This is a genomic window from Nocardia sp. NPDC088792 (assembly GCF_044750615.1).
GTDB lineage: Bacteria > Actinomycetota > Actinomycetes > Mycobacteriales > Mycobacteriaceae > Nocardia.
Genome location: NZ_JBIVKC010000007.1, coordinates 43078 through 63399, shown reverse-complemented (window position 1 = coordinate 63399; position 20322 = coordinate 43078). Strand labels below are relative to the sequence as shown.

Here is a 20322-nt window from a genome sequence, read left to right as displayed (position 1 = left end):
AAACATGAGCGCCACCGTCGACTGGCTGCGTACGAGCACGCCGGGACTGTTGCTGCTGTGCGGTCTCGCGATCGCCGTGCTGCTGCTGGCCATCATCCGGTTCAAGCTGGAACCGTTCATCGCCCTGCTGCTCACCGGTCTCGGGCTGGCGCTGGCCGCCGGCCTGCCGGTATCCCAGATCGTCGGCACCCCGCTGAAGTCCTCGGACTCGTTGCTGGAGACCGGATTCGGCGGGATCCTCGGCCATATCGCCGTGATCATCGGCCTGGGCACGGTACTCGGCGCGATCCTGGAACGCTCCGGCGGCGCCGACGTACTGACCGAGAAGCTGCTGAACATGTTCGGCGAGAAGGGCGCTCCGGTCGCCATGGGCCTGCTCGGGCTCATCTTCGGCATTCCGGTGTTCTTCGATATCGGCATCTTCGTGCTGGCGCCGCTGGTGTACGTGGCCGCCAAACGCGGCGGGCGCTCGCTGGTGCTGTACGCCATGCCCATGGTGGCGGGCCTGTCCATGACCCACGCGTTCCTGCCCCCGCATCCGGGTCCGGTATCGCTGGGCGGGCTGATGGGCGTGAGCCTGGGCTGGCTGATCCTCATGGGATTCGTCTGCGGCATACCGGGATTCATTGCCGCGGGCATCGTGTGGGGCAGCTGGATCGGGAAGCGCATCCAGGTAGAGGTGCCCGCCGAGTTCCTGGTTCGCAAGCGCGATTCAGGCTCCGCCACCGCAGATTCCGGCAGTCCGGTCGCGGTGGCTTCCGGTCCCGGTGCGGCGGCGGTCGGTGTCGCGGCCCCCGTGCGCCCGCCCTCAGTGGTGCTGATCGGCGGTATCATCGCGATCCCGCTGGTGCTGATTCTCGGCGCGACCTTCGGAAGTCAGCTGCTGCAGGCGAATTCGACGCCGCTGGAGGTGCTGACCTTCCTCGGTACGCCCGCCGTGGCCCTGCTGCTGGCGGTGCTGGTCGCGTTCTATGTGCTCGGCATCCGCCGCGGCTCCTCGGTGCAGGAGCTGGGCGCGGTGACGGCCGAATCGCTGCGGCCGGTGGGCATGCTGCTGCTGGTGGTGGGTGCGGGCGCGTTCTTCGGCAAGGTCATCTCCGCGACCGGGATCGGTACCGCCTTGGCGCACACCATGTCCGAGGCCGGGCTGCCGGTGATCGTGCTGGCGTATGTGATCAGTTGCGGCCTGCGGATCGCGCAGGGCTCGGCGACGGTGGCGATCGTCACCACGGGCGGCATCGTCGCGCCGCTGGTGACCGGGCACGGTTATTCGCAGCTGGCGCTGGCGCTCATCGCCATGGCCATCGCGGCCGGCTCGATCGTCCTCAGCCACGTGAACGACGGTGGTTTCTGGATGATTTCGAAGTTCTTCAATCTCAGCGTGAAACAGACCCTGCAGACCTGGACGGTGCTGGAAACCATTTTGTCCGTGGTGAGTTTCGCGGTGGCGGCGCTGTTGTTCGCCGTACTGACCTGATCACTGTCCGACGCGATCGGGTCCGATCCGGCAGAGTGGGTTCAGGACATTCCGGACGTTGGGAGCGGGTCATGGATCTACCGATCGCCGGTGCACACCTGACGGTGCTGCGTTCCGATCCCATACTCGTGCTGGGCGCGGGCGAATACGAGCTGCACGTGGAAGGCGAACTGGCCGTGCACAGCCCGACCGGTCCGACCCTGCACCGCATTCCCGGCGAACCACACACCGACGAGCTGACGGCCGCGCTCACCGGTGAAGTGGTGTCGGCGGCGGTCGCCGCCGGGGGCGCGCTGGGCATCCTGCTGGAGTCGGGCCACCGGCTGGCGGTCGAACCGGACCCCTACTTCGAGGCGTGGAATCTCACCGCACCCGGCCGCTACCTGGTGGTGTGCATGCCGCGCGGCGAACTCGCGATCTGGTCCGCCGAAGAGTGAGTGGGACAGTTCGCGCGCGGCCGGTGCGTTCGTGCACCGGCCGCGGCGCGATCGTGCAAGGGCGACGATAGCCATACCTTTGCCCGCTGCTCGGAAACCCCAGCGGCACGCGGCGTGGTTCGCCTCATCCGGGACGGGGTGAACCGCGGCCGTGCCGTCCCCTCCCGGGCCTCCGTGGTGGCCGTACATCGTCGGACGGCCTGGATGAGCATCCCGATCCGGCGTGTCGATCGTCAAGTTCCGGCCCTGTCCCAATTTGTCCCAGTTGCGGTTTTCGTGGATGCTCTCCCGGGCGCGCAGGGAAGATTCCTGCCGCTCAGCTGTCCGAGACGGACCCGTGTGGGTCCTCGACGCAGCTCGAGGCAGCACGGATCTGTGGAGGTTGGAGCTTGTCCGGCACACGCGAAGGGATCGCGAGCTATCTGCGTGCGCGCCGCGAGGCCTTCGGCTTGACACGGGCCGAACTGGCCCGCCGCGCCGGCATCTCGGAGGGCCTGCTGCAGAAGATCGAACAGGGCACCCGCCCGCCCACCGCCACCGCGCTCGGCCCGCTGTTCGATGTCCTGCAGGTGCCGGTCCAGATCCGCGAGCATGCCGCCGGCCTGCTGCAACCGGAGTTGGCCGTCGAATTGCTCGACGGCCCACCCGAACCCGGCGAACTGGCCTTCCTACACAGCCTGCCTTACCCCGCCTGCATCCAGACCATGCCCGCCGTGGACGTCGTCGCCGCCAATGACGCCTACCTGCGCACCTTCCCCGGCCTGCAGGCCGGCGACAATATCCTGGAATGGCAGCTGCTGAATCCGGTGGCGCGCGAGGTGATCGAGGAATGGGAGCGCGAAACCCATTTCCTGGTCTATGGTTTCCGCCACATGGCCAACGGCCTCATCCCGCCCGAGCGGCACGCGCGGATCGTCCACGCCTGCAGCGCCTCGCCGGACTGGGAACGACTGTGGTCCACCGATATTCCGCCCGCCGATCTCCCGCGCCGGCCCGGCCGCCTGAAATCGCCCGATACCGGTGAGTGGATCACCGTGTCCGTTCAGATCTTCCGCTTCGAACTGCCGCGCCGCCCCTGGTGGCTGTACACCCTGACCCCGATCCCCCTGCTGGAGTCCGCGATTTGACCGGCGTACACCAGGGGATCGCCAACTATCTGCGAAGCCGGCGAGAGGCCATCGGCCTCACCCGGGCCGAATTGTCCCGGCTCGCTGGTATTTCCGAGGCCCTGATCCAGAAGATCGAACAGGGCACCCGCCCGCCCACCGCCACCGCGCTGGGCGCGCTGTGCGACGCACTCGGCGTCTCACCGCAGTTCCGCGACCACGCGGCCGGACTGCTGCGGCCCGCGCCCGCCCTCGACACGCATCCAGGCGTACCCGATTCCGCCGAACTGGACTTCCTACAGGCCATGCCGTTCCCGGCCTGCTTCCACACCCCGCCCGCTGTGGACGTCATCGCCGCCAATGACGCCTACCTGCGCTGGTTTCCCGGCATCGTGCCGGGCGCCACCATCGTCGAGTGGATGATGACCAATCCCGCGGCGCGCAGGGTGACCGCGGAATGGGAGCGTGAGGCGCACCTCATCGTCTACGGCTTCCGCTATATGGCGCCGGCCTTCATCGCCGCGGAACGGATCGAGGAGATCATCCGGGCGTGTGCCGCGGCGCCCGATTGGGAGCGTTTCTGGTCCACCGACATCGTGCCCGTCGAGAATCCCCGCCGCCCGATCCGGATGAAGTCGCCGGACACCGGCGAGTGGGTCGCCATGAGCAGCCAGATCCTGCGCTACGAATTTCCGCGGCGCTCCTGGTGGCTGCACACCATGAACCCGATCCGCTGACCGGCGGACGTGCGCCGGTCAGTTCACGCAGGGGATCTTGGAGCCGATCGTGGTGGCCACCGGCTTACCGGAGTCGGGGGAGCCGTCGTCGACCGTGGTGGTGGTCGCCGTCGAACCGGTCGAGGTGGTCGGCGAGGTGGTCGAGCTCGGGGCGGTGGTCGTGGTGGCCGTGCTCGGATCCAGTGCGGAGGTGTCGAGATCGGCGCCCACCACCAGCTTCACGTGCCCGTCGTTGACCGACGAGGACGGGCTCACCGGCAGGCCGCCGAGCATATCGGCCAGCTGCTTGGCGTCGGCGTCGGCGCCGCTGCCGTAGTAGATGGTGGAGGTGGTGCCGTCCGAACTGGTGGCGTTCGCCACATCGCCGGTGGGGAAGCCCTTGGCGCCCAGCAGCTTCGAGACCTTCGCGGCGATGCCCGGCGTGCCACTGGCATTGACCACGTCGAGCGTGGACGTCGGGGTGGTCTTGGGGGCATTGGGCACGGCCGGGGCGGCCACGCCGAACGCCTCGCGCACCGTCTTCTTGATGGCCACCGGGTCGATGACATTGACGTCCTGCTCGTCGACGGTGTCGTAGCGCAGCACCGGCAGGGTGCGGAACTCGACGGTCGGCGAACCGGCCCGGCCCAGCGTGGTGGCGAAGTCGGTGAGGCTCCAGCCGTCGGAGAGCACCACATCCTTGTGCGCCACGTCCATGAGCTGCTTCAACCGGCTCGGATTGGTCAGCGTGCCGGAGCCTTTCAGCTCATTGGCCACCGAGGTGAGGAAGGCCTGCTGCCGGTGCGTGCGGTCCAGGTCGCCATTGTCGAGGCCGTGCCGTTGCCGCACGAAGGCCAGCGCGTCCGAACCGTCCAGATGCTGCGGCCCGGCCGGGAAATTCGCGCCCGAGTAATAGCTGTCGTCCACCGCATGATTGAGGCAGACGTCGACGCCGCCGAGCGCGGTCGCCAGATCGTAGAACCCGGCCAGGGAGATCTCGGCGAACCGGTTGATGGGAACTCCGGTGAGCGCCTTGACCGTCTGCACGATGGAGGTACGGCCGGCCTCGCGGCCCTGGCGTTCCAGTTCGACCTTGTCGGTCATGCCCGCGTTCTCGAGCTTCTGCTCGACGGCGAACTTCTTCAGGCCGTACGACTCCTTGATCTTGGCGTGGTCGTAGCCGGGGATCCCGGAGACCGGCACATAGTCGTCGCGCGGAATGGAGAACGCGATGATGTTCTTCATATCCTTCGGAATGTGCACCAGGATCAGCGAATTGGCGTTGTAGCCGCCCTCGGTGCCATCGCCGGCGTGCAGCTGGTCGAGGATCTCCTTGGGTAGGTCGTTGCCGTTCAGGTCTTTTCGGGTGTCCAGGCCGATCAGCAGCATATTGATATCGCCGTCGAGGCTCTGGTCCTCGGGCGCGATCGCGCCGGATCGGGTGAAGCCCTGATCGAGGCTGTTCTCCCCGTACCAGGCCGCGCCGGTCACGCCCATGACGCTCACCGCGACCAGGGCCATGACGCCGCGTCCGGCGACCCGCATCTTGCTGTGTTCCTGTCGGCGCCGCTGCTGCCGCTGTTCCGCGCGCCGGCGTTGCTGCCGGTTCGGCTGTGCACGCCGGGCGGAGCGGGGTGCGGATTCGGGCGTCTCCGTTGCGCGTTGCGGACGGCCCTGGGGGCCGACGATCGGCAGCGGTTGGGTGGCGTCGTCGTACATGGCGTTGTCGAGTGTGCCGTACGAGACGGCGTCTGTCAGATTTCCACCCGCTTGTGAATGAGCTTGCACAGTCGTGCATAATCATCACATGGCGGATACCTCGACTGGACCCACGCTGCGGGTCGCGGTGGCTGGAGCGAGCGGATACGCGGGCGGAGAAGTCCTGCGCCTGCTGCTGGGACACCCGGCGTACCGCAGCGGGCGCCTCGAGATCGGGGCGCTGACCGCGGGCTCCAATGCCGGGACCACGCTGGGCGAACTGCAGCCGCACCTGCTGCCGCTGGCCGACCGCCTGCTCGCACCGACCACCGTCGAAGAACTCGCCGGGCACGATGTCGTCTTCCTGGGCCTGCCACACGGACAGTCCGCGGCCTTCGCCCGGGCGCTGCCGGAATCCACCGTCATCATCGACTGCGGCGCCGACTTCCGGCTCACCGACGCCGCCGCCTGGGAGAAGTACTACAAGAGCCCGCATGCGGGCAGCTGGCCCTACGGCCTGCCCGAGCTGCCCGGCGGCCGGGAGCAGCTGCGCGGCGCCACCCGCATCGCGGTGCCGGGCTGCTATCCGACCGTGTCGAGTCTCGCACTGGCCCCGGCCATCGCGGCGGGCATCATCGAGCCGAACGTGAATGTGGTCGCGGTGAGCGGCACTTCGGGCGCGGGCCGCAAACCCGATATCGGGCTGCTCGGCTCCGAGGTGATGGGTTCGCTGCGCGCCTACGGCATCGCGGGCGCACACCGGCACACCCCGGAAATCGCGCAGAATCTGAAGGCGGCCAGTGCCGTATCGGGTACCCCGATCGACGTCAAGGTTTCGTTCACCCCCGTGCTGGCGCCGCTGCCGCGTGGCATCCTGGCCACCTGCACCGCGCCGACCTCGGTGGATGCCGCGCAGGCCCGCGCCGTCTACGAGAAGGCGTACGCCGACGAGCCTTTCGTGCGCCTGCTGCCCGAAGGCGTGCTGCCGCAGACCGGTTCGGTGCTCGGCTCCAATGCCGTGACCCTCCAGGTGACGGTGGACACCGACGCCGGACTGCTGGTCGTCATCGGCGCGATCGACAACTTGACCAAGGGCACCGCGGGCGCCGCGGTGCAATCCATGAATCTGGCTCTCGGATTCGACGAGACCGCAGGACTTTCCACCGTAGGAGTGGCACCGTGACCGACATCCACGACGGCAAGCTGGTCCGGACCCAGGGCGTCACCGCGCCCCTGGGCTTCCGCGCCGCCGGAATCGCCGCCGGCATCAAGAAGAGCGGCAAGGCAGATCTGGCGCTGGTCTTGAACGAGGGCCCGGACTACGCCGCGGCCGGTGTCTTCACCCGCAACAAGGTCAAGGCCGCGCCCGTGCTGTGGTCGCAGCAGGTGCTGAAGACCGGCCGCCTGCGCGCGGTCATCCTGAATTCCGGTGGCGCCAATGCCTGCACGGGCCCCGGCGGCTTCCAGGACACCCACGCCACCGCCGAGGAACTCGCGAAGGCCCTGAGCAACTGGGGCACCGAGACCGGCGCGGGCGAGATCGCCGTCTGCTCCACCGGTCTCATCGGCGACCGGCTGCCCATGGACAAGCTGCTGCCCGCGGTCACCGAGATCGTGCACGAGATGGGCGGCGGCCTGTCCGGCGGCGCCGAGGCCGCGCGCGCCATCATGACCACCGACACCGTGCCGAAGGAAGCCGCCTTCCACCACCAGGACAAGTGGAATGTCGGCGGTATGGCCAAGGGCGCGGGCATGCTCGCACCGTCACTGGCCACCATGCTGGTCGTGCTCACCACCGATGCGGTCGCCACCGCGGAGCAGCTGGACGAGGCGCTGCGCGCCGCGACCCGAATGACGTTCGACCGCTTGGACGTCGACGGCTCCTGCTCCACCAATGACACGGTGCTGCTGCTGGCCAACGGCGCGTCCGGCGTCACGCCGAGCCAGGCCGAACTGAACAACGCCGTGCGCGCGGTCTGCGACGACCTCGCCGAGCAGCTCATGTCCGACGCCGAGGGCGTCACCAAGCGCGTGCACATCACCGTGCAGGGCGCGGTGAACGAGGACGAGGCGCTCACCGGCGCTCGCGCCATCGCCCGCGACTCGCTGGTCAAGACCGCGTTCTTCGGCTCCGACCCGAACTGGGGCCGGGTGCTGGCCGCCATCGGCATCGCGCCGATCGAGCTGGATCCGGACCGGGTCACGGTGTCGTTCAACGGGAATCCCGTCTGCGTCAACGGCGCCGGTGCGCCGGGCGCGCGCGAGGTGGATCTGTCCGGCGCCGATATCCAGGTGCTGGTCGAACTCGGTCTCGGTGACGGCGTGGCCACCGTCCGCACCACCGACCTCTCGCACGGCTATGTCGAAGAGAATTCGGCCTACAGCTCATGAGTCAGGCCTTCCAAGAGTTCTCGGCCCTGGAGAAGGCGCACGTCCTCGCGGGCGCCCTGCCGTGGCTGCAGAAGTTCCACGACAAGATCGTGGTCGTGAAGTACGGCGGCAACGCCATGATCGACGAAGAGCTGAAGCGGGCCTTCGCCGCGGATATGGCCTTCCTGCGCACGGTCGGCGTGCACCCGGTGGTGGTGCACGGCGGCGGCCCGCAGATCAGCGCCATGCTGAAGAAGCTGGACCTGCAGGGCGAATTCCGCGGCGGCTTCCGCGTCACCACGCCCGAGGTCATGGATGTGGTGCGGATGGTGCTCTTCGGCCAGGTGGGCCGGGAGCTGGTCGGGCTCATCAATGCCCACGGGCCGTACGCGGTCGGCATCTCCGGTGAGGACGCGCGGCTGTTCACCGCCACCCGCCGCACCGTGCGGGTGAACGGCGAACCCACCGATATCGGCCTGGTCGGCGACGTCACCGAGGTGAATCCCGACGCCGTGCTGGATCTCATTGCGGCGGGCCGGATTCCGGTGGTCTCCACCATCGCCCCCGACGCCGACGGCGTGGTGCACAACATCAACGCCGATACCGCCGCGGCCGCGCTGGCTCAGGGCATCGGAGCCGAGAAACTGGTCGTACTCACCGATGTCGAGGGCCTGTACACGGATTGGCCCGACCGGTCCTCGCTGACCACCCGCATCGACACCGACGAGCTCGCCAAGTTGCTGCCACGCCTGGATGAAGGCATGGTGCCCAAGATGGAAGCCTGCCTGCGCGCCGTGCAGGGCGGCGTCCCGACCGCACACGTGATCGACGGGCGCGTACCGCATTCCGTGCTGCTGGAACTGTTCACCGGGGAGGGCATCGGCACGATGGTCACCCCGTCGGAGGAGAAGTCATGAGTACAGCCGAAATCCAGCAGCGGTGGCAGGCCGCGCTGATGAACAACTACGGCACCCCCAAGGTGGCACTCACCCGCGGTGCGGGCGCGGTGGTCTACGACGCCGACGGCAAGCGCTACCTGGACTTCCTCGGCGGCATCGCCGTGAACAGCCTGGGGCACGCGCATCCGGCGATTCTGGAGGCGGTCACCCAGCAGCTCGGCACCCTCGGGCACGTCTCGAATCTGTATGCCAGCGAACCGGTCATCGAACTGGCCGAGCGGTTGCTCGCGCACTTCGGCGACGGGCACGGTAAGGCGTTCTTCTGCAACTCCGGCGCCGAGGCCAACGAGGCCGCCTTCAAGATCGCGCGGCTGACCGGTAAGACCAAGATCGTCGCCGCCGAGGAGGCGTTCCACGGCCGCACCATGGGCGCGCTTGCCATGACCGGGCAGGCCGCCAAGCGAGAACCGTTCGCGCCCATGCCGCCCGGCGTCGAATTCGTGCCCTACGGCGATGCGCGCGCGCTCGCCGCGGCGGTCGACAACGACACCGCCGCGGTGATCCTGGAACCCATCCTGGGGGAGAGCGGCGTGGTCGTGCCGCCGGCCGACTACCTGGCCCAGGCGCGCGCCATCACCAAAGAGCATGGCGCACTGCTGATCCTGGACGAGGTGCAGACCGGTATCGGCCGCACCGGCGCCTTCTACGCGCACCAGGCGGCGGGCATCGTGCCCGATGTCATCACCCTCGCCAAGGGTCTCGGCGGCGGGCTACCCATCGGCGCCGTCCTGGCGCAGGGTGCGGCGGCCGAGCTGCTGCAGCCGGGCATGCACGGCACCACCTTCGGCGGTAATCCGGTCTGCGCCGCGGCCGCGCTCGCGGTACTGCGGACCATCGACGAGGAAGGTCTGCTGGCGCACGTCGAGTCGGTCGGCAAGATCCTCGTCGACGGCATCGACAATCTGCACCACCCGCTCGTCGACCATGTGCGGGGCGCGGGCCTGCTCATCGGCATCCAGCTCACCGCCGCTGTCTCGACGCAGGTGGAGGAATTCGCCCGTGCGGCCGGATATCTCGTGAACCCGGCCAAGCCCGATGTGATCCGGCTGGCGCCGCCACTCGTGCTCACCGAGACCCAGGCCGAGAATTTCCTGACCGACCTGCCCGGCATCCTCGATGCCGTGCGGGCCACACCGGAGAAGGGGACCAAGTGACCATCCGGCATTTCCTGCGCGACGACGACGTCACCCCGGCCGAACAGGCCGAAATCCTGGCCCTGGCCGCCGAACTCAAGGCCGCCCCGCAATCGCGCAAGCCCCTCGCGGGCCCGCGGGGCGTGGCGGTGATGTTCGAGAAGAACTCCACCCGCACCCGCTTCTCCTTCGAAATGGGCATCGCGCAGCTCGGCGGCCACGCGGTGGTCGTGGACGGTCGCGACACCCAGCTCGGCCGCGAGGAGACGCTGGCCGACACCGGCCGCGTGCTCTCCCGCTACGTCGACGCCATCGTGTGGCGCACCTTCGAGCAGACGCGCCTCGACGAGATGGCCTCCGCCGCAACCGTTCCCGTGGTGAACGCGCTATCCAACGAATTCCACCCCTGCCAGGTGCTCGCCGACCTGCAGACCCTCAAGGAGCGCAAGGGTTCCGACCTTACCGGTCGCAACCTCACCTATCTGGGCGACGGCGCCAACAATATGGCGCACTCGCTCATGCTCGGCGGCGTGACCGCGGGCATGAACGTAACCATCGCCGCCCCCGAGGGTTTCGAGCCCCTCGGCTGGATCGTCGAGGCCGCCCAGAAGCGCGCCGCCGAAACCGGCGCGAAGATCGCCATCACCGATGACCCGCTGGCGGCCGCCGACGGCGCCGACGCCCTCGTCACCGACGCCTGGACGTCCATGGGCCAGGAGAACGACGGCCGCGACCGTGTCGCCCCCTTCCGTCCCTTCCAGGTCAATGCCGCGCTGCTCGCCCGCGCCGCCTCGGATGTCACTGTCCTGCACTGCCTTCCGGCGCACCGCGGCGAGGAGGTCACCGACGAGGTCCTCGACGGCCCGCACAGCGCGGTCTGGGATGAGGCCGAGAACCGCCTGCACGCGCAGAAGGCCCTGCTGGTCTGGCTCCTCGAGAAATACGGGAGCGCCGCGTGACCACCGAGCGACGATCCCCGGCGCCCGGTAGGGCGGGTGCGGCCACTCCCGGCTCCGCTTCGGGAAACATCGCCCGCACCCGCGCCGGTCGCCAAGCCCGCATCGTCGCCATCCTCTCCGCCCAAGAGGTCCGCAGCCAAACCGAACTGGCCACCCTGCTCTCCGGCGAAGGCATAGAAACCACCCAGGCCACTCTCTCCCGCGACCTGGACGAACTCGGCGCGGTGAAACTCCGCGCCGCCGACGGCGGCGCGGGCGTCTATGTCGTCCCCGAGGACGGCTCACCGGTCCGCGGCGTCATCGGCGGCACCGAACGCCTCTCGAAGCTGTTGGGCGACCTACTCGTTTCGACCGATGCCAGCGGCAACATAGCCGTCCTCCGCACCCCACCCGGCGCGGCCCACTTCCTCGCCAGCGCCCTCGACCGAGCCGCCCTCCCCGAAATCGTCGGCACCATCGCCGGCGACGACACCATCGCCGTCATCGCCCGCGAACCCCTCACCGGCGCCGAACTCGCCGCCAAAATCGAACACCTGGCCTGAGATTCGCTATTCGGGCTTCTGGGCGACGGCGAATACGCGGCGGAACGGCAGCCAGGTGCTGCCGTCTGCTCGTTGTGGATAGGCCTCGCGGAGGAGTGGGGCCAGTTCGGCGCGGAATTCTTCCCAGTCGTTGTCGTTCAAGGCGTTTCGTACCGGGCGCAGGGCGGTGCCGGTCACCCACTCCAGTACCGGATCCGGTCCTTCGAGGGCCTGGAGGTAGGTCGTCTCCCAGGCGTCTACGCGGCATCCGGCGGCGCTGAATACATCGCCGTAGCCTTCGGGGCCCGGGACGGCGTCCCGCTTCAGCAGCCCAGGGGTCCCCAGCCGGGCCTGCCAGCGCTCGGTCGACGCAAGTTCACGGATCGTGACATGTGAAGGGGAGTCGAAGTTTCCGGGCACCTGGATGGCGATCCAGGCTCCTGCCGGCAGCGCATCCACCCACTTGGTCAGCAGCGCCTCATGTCCCGGCACCCATTGCAGGACCGCATTGGACACGACCACATCGGTATCCGGTTCCGGTTGCCAGTCCCGCACATCCTCCAGTACCGCGCCCACCCCGATTTCCCTTGCCGCAGCGACCATTTCGGGTGAGGAGTCGAACGCCTCGACGACGGCCCCCGGCCACCGTTCCGTCAGTGTCACCGTCAGATTCCCGGGCCCGCATCCGACATCGGCCACCCGCCGAGGCTGTGTCGCGCCGACCCGATCGACGAGGTCGAAGAAGGGCCGGGCCCGGTGATCATCGAACGCGAGGTACTTCTTGGGGTCCCACATCGGCAGCTCCCAGCTGGTCGAGTTTACCAAACCGTACGTACGTACTGTATTACTTCGGCCGTGCCGTGGCAAGGCTCGGGGCGGGGTGGGGGACCCCGGTTATGAATGGGCTTGCATCGTCGTGCATAATCATTTGCAGGGCGAGACGGGGGGTCGAGGCCAACGGGACTTACACGAACGATCGAGGAGCACACGGACATGACGAAGCGGGTTGTACTCGCCTACTCCGGTGGGTTGGACACCTCTGTTGCCATCAGCTGGATCGGCAAGGAGACCGGTGCGGAGGTGGTCGCCGTCGCGATCGACCTCGGCCAGGGCGGCGAAGACATGAACGATGTGCGTCAGCGCGCGCTGGATTGCGGTGCTGTCGAATCGATCGTCGTCGATGCGCGGGACGAGTTCGCCAATGAATACTGCCTGCCGACCATTCAGGCGAACGCGCTGTACATGGGCCGGTACCCGCTGGTGTCCGCCATTTCGCGGCCGCTGATCGTGAAGCACCTCGTCGAGGCCGCCGAGTACCACGGCGCCGACACCGTGTCGCACGGTTGCACCGGTAAGGGAAACGACCAGGTCCGCTTCGAGGTCGGTATCGGCGCGCTGGCGCCGGACCTGAAGGTGATCGCGCCGGTGCGTGATTACGCCTGGACCCGTGAGAAGGCCATCGAGTTCGCCGGCGAGAACAAGCTGCCGATCAACGTCTCCAAGAAGTCGCCGTTCTCCATCGACCAGAACCTGTGGGGCCGCGCGGTCGAGACCGGCTTCCTCGAGGATCTGTGGAACGCCCCGACCAAGGACGTCTACGACTACACCGTGGACCCGACCGTCAACTTCGAGGCCCCCGACGAGCTCATCGTCACCTTCGACAAGGGTGTGCCGGTCGCCATCGACGGCCGCCCGGTCACCATGCTGGAAGCCATCACCGAGCTGAACACCCGGGCCGGTCGCCAGGGCGTGGGCCGCCTCGACATGGTCGAGGACCGCCTCGTCGGCATCAAGTCCCGCGAGATCTACGAGGCGCCCGGCGCCATCGCGCTGATCACCGCGCACCAGGAGATGGAAGCCGTCACCATCGAGCGCGAACTGGGCCGCTACAAGCGGCAGGTCGAGCAGCGCTGGGGCGAGCTGGTGTACGACGGCCTGTGGTACTCCCCGCTGAAGCGCGCCCTCGACGCCTTCGTGCAGGACACCCAGCAGCATGTCACCGGCGATGTCCGCATGGTGCTGCACGGTGGCAGCGTGGTCGTCAACGGCCGTCGCTCCGACGAGTCGCTCTACGACTTCAACCTGGCCACCTACGACGCGGGCGACACCTTCGACCAGTCGCTGGCCAAGGGATTCGTGCAGATCCACGGTCTGTCCTCGAAGGTCGCGGCCCGCCGGGATCTCAGCAAGAAGTAGTAGCCTGCGACCGGAGCAAGATCCGGAAGCCAGGAGGCGCCCATGCGAACCGATGACGACAGCTGGGAGATCACCGAAAGCGTGGGCGCCACCGCCATCGGCGTGGCCGCCATGCGGGCCTACGAATCCCGCCGCGAGGACGCCCTGTTCCACGACCCGTACGCCGAGAAGCTGGTGCGGGCCACCGGATCCGACGGCTGGACCGGCATCCTGGACCGGGTGCTGGCCGGTGGCGAGCAGATCGGCGGCATGTACGCCGCCTCCGGCATGAGCAGCACCATGGTGGCGCGGACCGTCTACTTCGACGACTACCTGACCGCCGCCGCGGCGGTGGGCATCCGGCAGGTGGTGATCCTGGCCGCCGGCCTCGACGCCCGCGCCTACCGGCTCGAATGGCCGTACGGCACCAGGATTTTCGAACTCGACCAGCCGCAGGTGCTGGCCTTCAAGGCCCGCGCCCTGGCCGGCGACACGCCCGCCGCCGACCGCCGCGAGGTCCCCATCGACCTCCGGCAGGACTGGCCGAAAGCCCTGCTGGACAAGGGCTTCGAACGGGACCGGCCGACCGCCTGGCTGGCCGAGGGGCTACTGCGCTACCTGCCCGGGTCCGCACAGGACCAGCTGTTCGAGCGGGTCCTGGAACTGAGCGCGCCGGGCAGCCGGATGGCCCTGAACATGGGCATCGGCACGGAACACCTCGACCCGGAGCTGCGCGCCCAGCGGGAGAAGATGATGGCCGCGGCCGGGATTCGGCTGAAGATGGAAGAACTCTTCTATCCGTGGGAAGACCGCACCGACCCGCGCGACTGGTTCGCCATGCACCGCTGGCTGGTGACCGAGGGCAATCCGGTCGACGTGCTGGCCGCCCGCGGCCGCGCGGTGCCCGCGGCGACCGGGCCGGATATGACCAAACACATTCTGATGACCGCGATCTCATCCTGACCGTCCACCGAAACCACCGCGAGGAGACGACACCCCATGACACAGGCCGGCAGCACGAACGAAGGCGCGCTGTGGGGCGGACGCTTCGCCTCCGGCCCGGCCGCGGCCATGGCGGCGCTGAGCAAGTCGACCCACTTCGACTGGGTGCTCGCGCCGTACGACGTCCGCGCCTCGAAAGCCCATGCGCGCGTACTGCACAAGGCCGGTCTGCTGTCGGAGGCCGATCTCGCGGGCATGCTGGCCGGACTCGATCAGCTTGCGGCGGACGTGGAATCGGGCGCCTTCGGCCCCGTGGACTCCGACGAGGATGTGCACGGTGCGCTGGAGCGCGGCCTGATCGACCGGGTCGGCACCGAACTCGGCGGCCGGTTGCGCGCCGGGCGTTCGCGGAACGACCAGGTGGCGACCCTGTTCCGCATGTGGCTGCGCGATGCCGTGCGCCGCGTGGCCGCCGGGGTGCTGGATGTGGTGGACGCGCTGGTCGAACAGGCGGCCGCACACCCGGATGCGGTCATGCCGGGCAAGACCCACCTGCAGGCGGCGCAGCCGGTGCTGCTGGCGCACCATCTGCTGGCGCACGCGCATCCGCTGCTGCGCGATATCGACCGCCTGCGCGACTTCGACAAGCGGGCCGCGGTGTCCCCGTACGGTTCCGGCGCGCTCGCGGGTTCCTCGCTCGGCCTGGATCCGGAGGCCATTGCCGCCGACCTGGATTTCGATGCCGCCGCCGCGAACTCCATCGACGCCACCTCCTCGCGTGATTTCGCGGCCGAGGCGGCGTTCGTGTTCGCCATGATCGCCGTGGATCTGAGCCGCATGGCCGAAGAGGTGATCATCTGGAGCACACCGGAATTCGGCTATGTCACCCTCGCCGACGCCTGGTCCACCGGTTCCTCGATTATGCCGCAGAAGAAGAACCCGGACGTCTCCGAGCTCACCCGCGGCAAGGCGGGCCGGCTCATCGGCAACCTCACCGGCCTGCTCGCCACGCTGAAGGCCCAGCCGCTGGCCTACAACCGTGACCTGCAGGAGGACAAGGAACCGGTCTTCGATTCGGTGGCCCAGCTGGAACTGCTGCTGCCCGCCATCGCCGGCCTGGTCTCCACCCTGACCTTCCACACCGACCGCATGGCCGAACTGGCTCCGGCGGGCTTCACCCTGGCCACGGATATCGCCGAATGGCTTGTCCGGCAGGGTGTTCCGTTCCGGGTGGCGCACGAGGCCGCGGGTGGCTGCGTGCGGGCGGCGGAGGCGCGCGGCGTCGGACTGGACGAGCTCACCGATGCGGAATTCGCCGCCGTCGACCCGGCGCTCACCCCCGCCGTGCGTGAGGTGCTGACCGTGCAGGGCTCCATCGCCTCCCGCAATGCGCGCGGCGGCACCGCCGGCGTGCAGGTCGCCAAGCAACGCGAAGAGGTCCGCGGCACGGCCGCCGATCAGCGCGCCTGGCTGCGCTGACAGTCGAAATACCAACGGCCCGTGGCACTCCCGGTAGGGGAATGCCACGGGCCGTTCGTCATCCGCGGCGGTAGTTCATATGTTTGGCGGGCGGTACGGATACCCGCCCTTGATCGCGCACCTTGCCGCTCATCTGCTGTTGTGGCTGCTTACCGGCCTTCGCCCGCCGTTCCTTGCGGGAGAGTTGCCGTTCGGCGGAATCATCGGATCGGTCTTCGGGCAGCGAAAAGTGATCGGGCACAGGTCCTCCTGGATATGTGGGACCGGCTCACCGGGAATCAGCGTCCGGCCGGAGTCGGGAAAGCGCACGCCGCGGCGCACAGAAGCACCGCGAGGGCGTACGAGCAACAAGAAGTGCTCAGGAGAACAGCAACATCCACATGCCGACGACCATAACCAGAGCCGGTCCCGCCCCGCATCCCATTTAATTTCATCCAGTCGGCGGCCGACTCAGTTGGGCAGCACCGTGCCGGGCGCGGGCAGGGTGCCGTTGATCAGGTAGTCGACGATCGCGTCGCGGGTCTGACCGGGCAGGAGGGAAGAGGTGTGGCCGTTGCCGTCCCGGGTCAGGAAGACCGCGTTCGGAATCTCGGTCGCCATCAATTGCGCCCAGCCGTACGAGGTGGACGGGTCATGGGTGGCATTGACCAGCAGCGGCCGGATGGTCGGCTTCGCGACGGCGGTGTGCGGCGGGTTGCTGAAAGCGCCCGGCCAGCCCTGGCATTGGGCCAGGTAGCTGTAGGACTGTCCGATGCCGAGCGTATTCGGGGCCAGGGTCGCGGCGAGGGTCTGCTCGGACTTCAGCATGGCGTAGGTATCGAAGTCGGCCCGGAATTCGGCGCAGCCGACCGCCAGCCCGGCGGCGTCCGAGGGGGTGGGTTTCGCGGGGGAGAGTGCGCTGGCATCGCCGTGGCGGGCCTGATCGAGCGCCTTCGCCAGGCCGGGCCAGCCTGGGCTGACGGGCTGGAGATCGGGTGCGAAGAGCATCTCGTCCTGGATCTGCTGCATCAGATCACCCAGGCCGACCGTGGGCTTGCACTGACCCGAGGTGACGCAACCGGGCGCGGCGAGCGGCGCCCGCCGGGCCTGCGTAGCCAGGTCGCGGACAACGGAATTCGCGTCGTCACCGCCGAGCGCGCAATCGGTGGCGGTATGACACCAGTCCGCGAAGCGATGCAGGGTGTCCTCGAACGCGGCCGTCTCGTAGACGTGCATGGCGCTGGGCGGCAGCGAATGCACCAGGGCGCCGTCCAATACCAGCGCACGGCTGTTGCCGGGGAACAGGCGCGCGTACTCGAAGCCGATCTCGGTGCCGTAGGACAGTCCGAGATAGTTCAGTGGCCCGTCCCCGAGACGTTGCCGCACCACGTCGAGATCGCGGGCGACATTGATGGTGTCCACGTGATCGAGCAGTGGGCCCGTGAGCCGCTGACAGCTCTGCCCGAGCGCCCGATTCGCGGCGACCAGGGCATCGAACGAAGCCTGATCCGTGGGGTAGATATCGGGCAGTTTCGCCTGCAGTTCGGTATCGCATTGCACCAGCGGCTTGCTGGTGCCGATACCGCGCGGATCGAAGCCGATGAGGTCGAAGCGGGACCGCAGTTGCGCGGGAATGATTCCCGGATGGGCGCTTTCACCGGCTACCACGCTGGTGCCCGCGCCGCCCGGACCGCCGGGATCGATCACCAGCGATCCGATGCGGTGCGCCGCATCGCTCGCGGGCAGGCGGTTGAGGCCCACCGTGATCTTGTCGCCGTCCGGCTTGTCCCGGTCCAGAGGCACCTCGACGGAAGCGCACTGCACCTGTGTCCCCATCTCCGCCGGGCAGTTGGTCCAGCTGAGCGGCTGGACAGCCGGTTTCGCGTCCTTCGTATCGGATCCGCAGGCGGCGCAGAGGGCGGCGAGAGCCACCGCGGACACCATCGTGCTCACGAGCTGCATGGTTCGCATGGATTCAGCCTATGAATCCGATGATCACCACACATCCAGGACAACCCTGAGTCCTTGCGGTGTACGGGCTGGGGTGCGCCGCTGGCTATTGTGCAGCCATGACCTTCCTGCTGCTGGCCCTGGCCATCGCGTCCGAGGTGACGGCGACCGTGTCGCTGAAGTTGTCGGAGGGGTTCAGCAAGCTGACGCCGTCGATCATCGTGGTGATCGGTTACGGCCTGGCGTTCTTCTTCCTGTCCCAGGCGCTGAAGCGGGGGATGGGAATCGGTGTCGCCTACGGCATCTGGTCGGCGGTCGGGGTGGTCGCGGTGGCGACGATCGGCGCCCTGTTCCTGGACGAGCACATCACGCCGGTGCAGATCGGCGGGATCGTGCTGGTGATCGCGGGCGTGCTCGCGCTCGAGCTGGGCGGCGCGCACTGACGCGCACCGCCGCACCTCGGGCGATCAGTCGTCTGCGTGCGCGGTATCCTCCACGCGCACAGGGTATCCCGCGTCCGCGAGCGCGGTCAGCATCTCGTCCCGATGCGCCGGGCCGCGCGTCTCCAGGGTGAGCAGCACCTCGACCTCGTCGATGGCCAGCCACGCGCCGGTGCGCGAATGCACCACGTCGAGGACGCTGGCGCCGGTGCGGCCGAGTTCGGCCAGCAGGCGGCTGAGACTGCCGGGACGATCGGAGATGGTGACCCGGGCGGCCAGGTAGCGGCCGGCGGCGCTGAGGCCGTGACCGATCACCCGGGTCAGCAGCAGCGGGTCGATATTGCCGCCGGACAGGATGGCGCACACAGGGCCTTCGAGCGCGAGTTCGTCTGCGCCGCAAGCCATGAGCGCCGCGACGGCGGCGGCCCCGGCGGGTTCCACGATCAGTTTGGCGCGTTCCATGCACAGCAGCAGCGCCTTCGACAACGCGTCCTCGTCGACGGTCACGATGGTCGGCTCGCAGGCCACGATCTGCTCGAACGGCACCTCGCCGGGCTTGCCGACGGCGATACCGTCGGCCATGGTCGCCATCTGCTCCAGCTGCACCGGCTTGCCCGCGGCCAGGGAGGCGGGCCAGGCCGCCGCCTCGGCCGCCTGCACGCCGATCACCCGCACCTCGGGCGCCAGTCGCTGCAGCGCGGCGGCCACGCCGGCGAGCAGTCCGCCGCCACCGGTCGGCACCAGGACGGTGCCGACTCGCGGGAGCTGGTTCAGGATTTCGAGCCCGACGGTGGCCTGTCCGGCGACGATGTCCACATGGTCGAACGGGTGCACCAGGGTGGCGCCGGTCTGCTCGGCGAATTCGCGTGCCGCGGTGAGGGATTCGTCGATGGTGTCGCCGACCTGATGCACGGTCGCGCCATAGGCCTTGGTGGCCACCAGTTTCGGGAGGGCCGCGCCGACCGGCATGAAGACGGTGGATTCGATGCCGAGCGAGGAGGCCGCCCACGCCACGCCCTGGGCGTGATTACCGGCGCTGGCCGCGACCACACCGTGGGCGCGTTCGGATTCGGCGAGGTTGGCGATGCGGTTGTAGGCGCCGCGCGGTTTGAACGATCCGGTGCGCTGCAGGTTCTCGCACTTCAACCACACTTCATGCCCGATTCGCTCCGAGAGCACTCGTGACGCCACTACCGGAGTTCGGCGGATGACCGGTGCCAGTAGGGTCGCCGCCGCATCGATCCGCGAGATCATGTCCATGGCTGCCATGTTGCCAGTGAATAGCGACCCCTGCCGCCAACCGAAGGAAGTTCACTAACCGGACACGGCGCGCTGACGGCAATCCGCGGAACAGCGGAAATGTCCGGCTATCGTCTCACCCGTCGGCGGTCTGCCCCACCTCCACCATTGCGGGACGAGAGGGAAGCTGTGTCGAAAACAATGAAAATATTGGCGGCAGCCGGTATCTGCGCCGGTTCCGTCCTGACCCCGGCCGCCTTCGCGCCGGCGGCGCACGCCCTGCCGTCGATCGGGAGCTGCAGCGGCGGTGACTTTCGATGGACCGCGATCGACGGGGTCCTCGATATGACGCCCAAACTGCTGCACTTCACCTCGGTCGGGCGATTGTGGGGCTGCTCCGGCGATCCGGCCATCACCGGCGCCACCTTCACCGGTATGCACGTCGCCATGTCGGACTGTATGCGTCCGGCCGACGGTCCGCTTACAGTGAATGTCAACTGGTCCGACGGGGAAAGCAGCACGCTGTGGGGACCGTGGCCGGTCGGCATGTCCCAGCCCACGGTCGGTCCGCTGCAGGTGGTCGACGGTTTCGGGCTGGGCAGTTGGGTCCGCGTCGTCGCCGACTACGAGATGATGACCCCGGAGATGGTGATGGGTTGTCTCGGCCCCGGATTGACCACCGGTACAGGACATCTCAGCGCCGAGATGATGTAGCCGGGAGCCCGGTGGACCCGGCTCGTGT

Annotated in this window: 20 protein-coding genes; 15 read left to right on the top strand and 5 right to left on the bottom strand. The window is 68.4% G+C overall.

The window, feature by feature from the left end; all coding sequences use genetic code 11:
• Window positions 1–4 precede the first annotated feature (4 nt).
• From ACIP5Y_RS40155 to ACIP5Y_RS40140, 4 genes are all read left to right on the top strand, one after another.
• Window positions 5–1477, top strand: a complete 1473-nt coding sequence (locus tag ACIP5Y_RS40155) for a GntP family permease (protein ID WP_400358184.1) — start codon at window positions 5–7, stop codon at window positions 1475–1477.
• A 71-nt stretch (window positions 1478–1548) separates the two neighbouring features.
• Window positions 1549–1914, top strand: a complete 366-nt coding sequence (locus tag ACIP5Y_RS40150) for a DUF6188 family protein (protein WP_400358182.1) — start codon at window positions 1549–1551, stop codon at window positions 1912–1914.
• Between the two features lie 389 nt (window positions 1915–2303).
• Window positions 2304–3041 (top strand): helix-turn-helix domain-containing protein, encoded by a 738-nt coding sequence (locus ACIP5Y_RS40145; protein ID WP_400358180.1) that lies wholly within the window; start codon window positions 2304–2306, stop codon window positions 3039–3041.
• Window positions 3038–3757 carry a helix-turn-helix domain-containing protein gene (locus tag ACIP5Y_RS40140; RefSeq protein ID WP_400358178.1) on the top strand — a complete coding sequence of 240 codons (720 nt, stop codon included), beginning with the start codon at window positions 3038–3040 and terminating at the stop codon, window positions 3755–3757. Before ACIP5Y_RS40145 ends, ACIP5Y_RS40140 begins: the two co-directional genes overlap by 4 nt.
• An 18-nt stretch (window positions 3758–3775) precedes the next feature.
• Here ACIP5Y_RS40140 and ACIP5Y_RS40135 read toward each other — a convergent pair whose 3' ends face one another.
• Window positions 3776–5281: an LCP family protein gene (locus ACIP5Y_RS40135; protein WP_400358966.1), complete on the bottom strand. Its 1506-nt coding sequence runs from the start codon at window positions 5279–5281 to the stop codon at window positions 3776–3778.
• Window positions 5282–5543: 262 nt separating this feature from the next.
• On the opposite strand from ACIP5Y_RS40135, the gene argC reads away from it, so the two are divergent.
• The 6 genes from argC (at window position 5544) to ACIP5Y_RS40105 (ending at window position 11397) form a co-directional block, all read left to right on the top strand.
• A complete protein-coding gene (gene argC / locus ACIP5Y_RS40130) occupies window positions 5544–6617 on the top strand; it encodes an N-acetyl-gamma-glutamyl-phosphate reductase (protein WP_400358176.1) in 1074 nt (357 codons plus the stop codon).
• The gene (argJ, locus tag ACIP5Y_RS40125; protein WP_400358964.1) at window positions 6572–7825 is read left to right on the top strand and encodes a bifunctional glutamate N-acetyltransferase/amino-acid acetyltransferase ArgJ; all 1254 of its coding nucleotides are present in this window, start codon (window positions 6572–6574) and stop codon (window positions 7823–7825) included. Before argC ends, argJ begins: the two co-directional genes overlap by 46 nt.
• Complete coding sequence (gene argB, locus ACIP5Y_RS40120) at window positions 7822–8721, top strand: acetylglutamate kinase (RefSeq protein ID WP_400358174.1); 900 nt, start codon at window positions 7822–7824, stop codon at window positions 8719–8721. Before argJ ends, argB begins: the two co-directional genes overlap by 4 nt.
• The gene (locus ACIP5Y_RS40115) at window positions 8718–9917 is read left to right on the top strand and encodes an acetylornithine transaminase (RefSeq protein ID WP_400358172.1); all 1200 of its coding nucleotides are present in this window, start codon (window positions 8718–8720) and stop codon (window positions 9915–9917) included. The genes argB and ACIP5Y_RS40115 overlap by 4 nt, the downstream gene beginning before the upstream one ends.
• Window positions 9914–10855, top strand: a complete 942-nt coding sequence (argF, locus tag ACIP5Y_RS40110) for an ornithine carbamoyltransferase (protein ID WP_400358170.1) — start codon at window positions 9914–9916, stop codon at window positions 10853–10855. The genes ACIP5Y_RS40115 and argF overlap by 4 nt, the downstream gene beginning before the upstream one ends.
• Before the next feature lie 68 nt (window positions 10856–10923).
• Entirely contained in the window at window positions 10924–11397 is a 474-nt protein-coding gene (locus ACIP5Y_RS40105; protein ID WP_400358962.1) for an arginine repressor, read from the top strand.
• A gap of 6 nt (window positions 11398–11403) precedes the next feature.
• Here the strand turns inward: ACIP5Y_RS40105 and ACIP5Y_RS40100 are convergent, their stop codons facing one another.
• The gene (locus ACIP5Y_RS40100) at window positions 11404–12171 is read right to left on the bottom strand and encodes a trans-aconitate 2-methyltransferase (RefSeq protein ID WP_400358168.1); all 768 of its coding nucleotides are present in this window, start codon (window positions 12169–12171) and stop codon (window positions 11404–11406) included.
• 198 nt (window positions 12172–12369) lie between these two features.
• Between ACIP5Y_RS40100 and ACIP5Y_RS40095 the strand changes: the two genes are divergently transcribed.
• From ACIP5Y_RS40095 to argH, 3 genes are read left to right on the top strand one after another with little or no spacing between them, the layout of a single operon-like run.
• The gene (locus ACIP5Y_RS40095) at window positions 12370–13572 is read left to right on the top strand and encodes an argininosuccinate synthase (protein ID WP_400358167.1); all 1203 of its coding nucleotides are present in this window, start codon (window positions 12370–12372) and stop codon (window positions 13570–13572) included.
• Between the two features lie 42 nt (window positions 13573–13614).
• Complete coding sequence (locus tag ACIP5Y_RS40090; RefSeq protein ID WP_400358165.1) at window positions 13615–14514, top strand: class I SAM-dependent methyltransferase; 900 nt, start codon at window positions 13615–13617, stop codon at window positions 14512–14514.
• A gap of 36 nt (window positions 14515–14550) precedes the next feature.
• Window positions 14551–15972 (top strand): argininosuccinate lyase, encoded by a 1422-nt coding sequence (argH, locus tag ACIP5Y_RS40085; protein ID WP_400358164.1) that lies wholly within the window; start codon window positions 14551–14553, stop codon window positions 15970–15972.
• A gap of 58 nt (window positions 15973–16030) precedes the next feature.
• Here argH and ACIP5Y_RS40080 read toward each other — a convergent pair whose 3' ends face one another.
• On the bottom strand, window positions 16031–16213 hold the full coding sequence (locus tag ACIP5Y_RS40080) for a hypothetical protein (RefSeq protein ID WP_400358162.1): 183 nt from the start codon (window positions 16211–16213) through the stop codon (window positions 16031–16033).
• 209 nt (window positions 16214–16422) lie between these two features.
• Window positions 16423–17922 (bottom strand): alpha/beta hydrolase, encoded by a 1500-nt coding sequence (locus tag ACIP5Y_RS40075; protein WP_400358160.1) that lies wholly within the window; start codon window positions 17920–17922, stop codon window positions 16423–16425.
• Window positions 17923–18020: 98 nt separating this feature from the next.
• Here ACIP5Y_RS40075 and ACIP5Y_RS40070 point away from each other — a divergent pair, with 98 nt between their 5' ends.
• Window positions 18021–18344, top strand: coding sequence for a DMT family transporter (locus ACIP5Y_RS40070; RefSeq protein WP_400358158.1), 324 nt, complete (start codon window positions 18021–18023; stop codon window positions 18342–18344).
• Between the two features lie 24 nt (window positions 18345–18368).
• Here ACIP5Y_RS40070 and ilvA read toward each other — a convergent pair whose 3' ends face one another.
• Window positions 18369–19610, bottom strand: a complete 1242-nt coding sequence (gene ilvA, locus ACIP5Y_RS40065) for a threonine ammonia-lyase (RefSeq protein WP_400358156.1) — start codon at window positions 19608–19610, stop codon at window positions 18369–18371.
• Between the two features lie 180 nt (window positions 19611–19790).
• On the opposite strand from ilvA, the gene ACIP5Y_RS40060 reads away from it, so the two are divergent.
• Window positions 19791–20294, top strand: a complete 504-nt coding sequence (locus ACIP5Y_RS40060) for a hypothetical protein (RefSeq protein WP_400358154.1) — start codon at window positions 19791–19793, stop codon at window positions 20292–20294.
• The last annotated feature ends 28 nt before the right edge of the window (window positions 20295–20322 follow it).

Coding starts and splice junctions, on each gene's coding strand:
- ACIP5Y_RS40155 (WP_400358184.1), top strand. CDS start 5: ATGAGCGCCACCGTCGACTGGCTGCGTACGAGCACGCCGGGACTGTTG.
- ACIP5Y_RS40150 (WP_400358182.1), top strand. CDS start 1,549: ATGGATCTACCGATCGCCGGTGCACACCTGACGGTGCTGCGTTCCGAT.
- ACIP5Y_RS40135 (WP_400358966.1), bottom strand. CDS start 5,281: ATGCGGGTCGCCGGACGCGGCGTCATGGCCCTGGTCGCGGTGAGCGTC.
- argC (WP_400358176.1), top strand. CDS start 5,544: ATGGCGGATACCTCGACTGGACCCACGCTGCGGGTCGCGGTGGCTGGA.
- argB (WP_400358174.1), top strand. CDS start 7,822: ATGAGTCAGGCCTTCCAAGAGTTCTCGGCCCTGGAGAAGGCGCACGTC.
- ACIP5Y_RS40115 (WP_400358172.1), top strand. CDS start 8,718: ATGAGTACAGCCGAAATCCAGCAGCGGTGGCAGGCCGCGCTGATGAAC.
- ACIP5Y_RS40100 (WP_400358168.1), bottom strand. CDS start 12,171: ATGTGGGACCCCAAGAAGTACCTCGCGTTCGATGATCACCGGGCCCGG.
- ACIP5Y_RS40095 (WP_400358167.1), top strand. CDS start 12,370: ATGACGAAGCGGGTTGTACTCGCCTACTCCGGTGGGTTGGACACCTCT.
- ACIP5Y_RS40090 (WP_400358165.1), top strand. CDS start 13,615: ATGCGAACCGATGACGACAGCTGGGAGATCACCGAAAGCGTGGGCGCC.
- argH (WP_400358164.1), top strand. CDS start 14,551: ATGACACAGGCCGGCAGCACGAACGAAGGCGCGCTGTGGGGCGGACGC.
- ACIP5Y_RS40075 (WP_400358160.1), bottom strand. CDS start 17,922: ATGCGAACCATGCAGCTCGTGAGCACGATGGTGTCCGCGGTGGCTCTC.
- ACIP5Y_RS40070 (WP_400358158.1), top strand. CDS start 18,021: ATGACCTTCCTGCTGCTGGCCCTGGCCATCGCGTCCGAGGTGACGGCG.
- ilvA (WP_400358156.1), bottom strand. CDS start 19,610: ATGGCAGCCATGGACATGATCTCGCGGATCGATGCGGCGGCGACCCTA.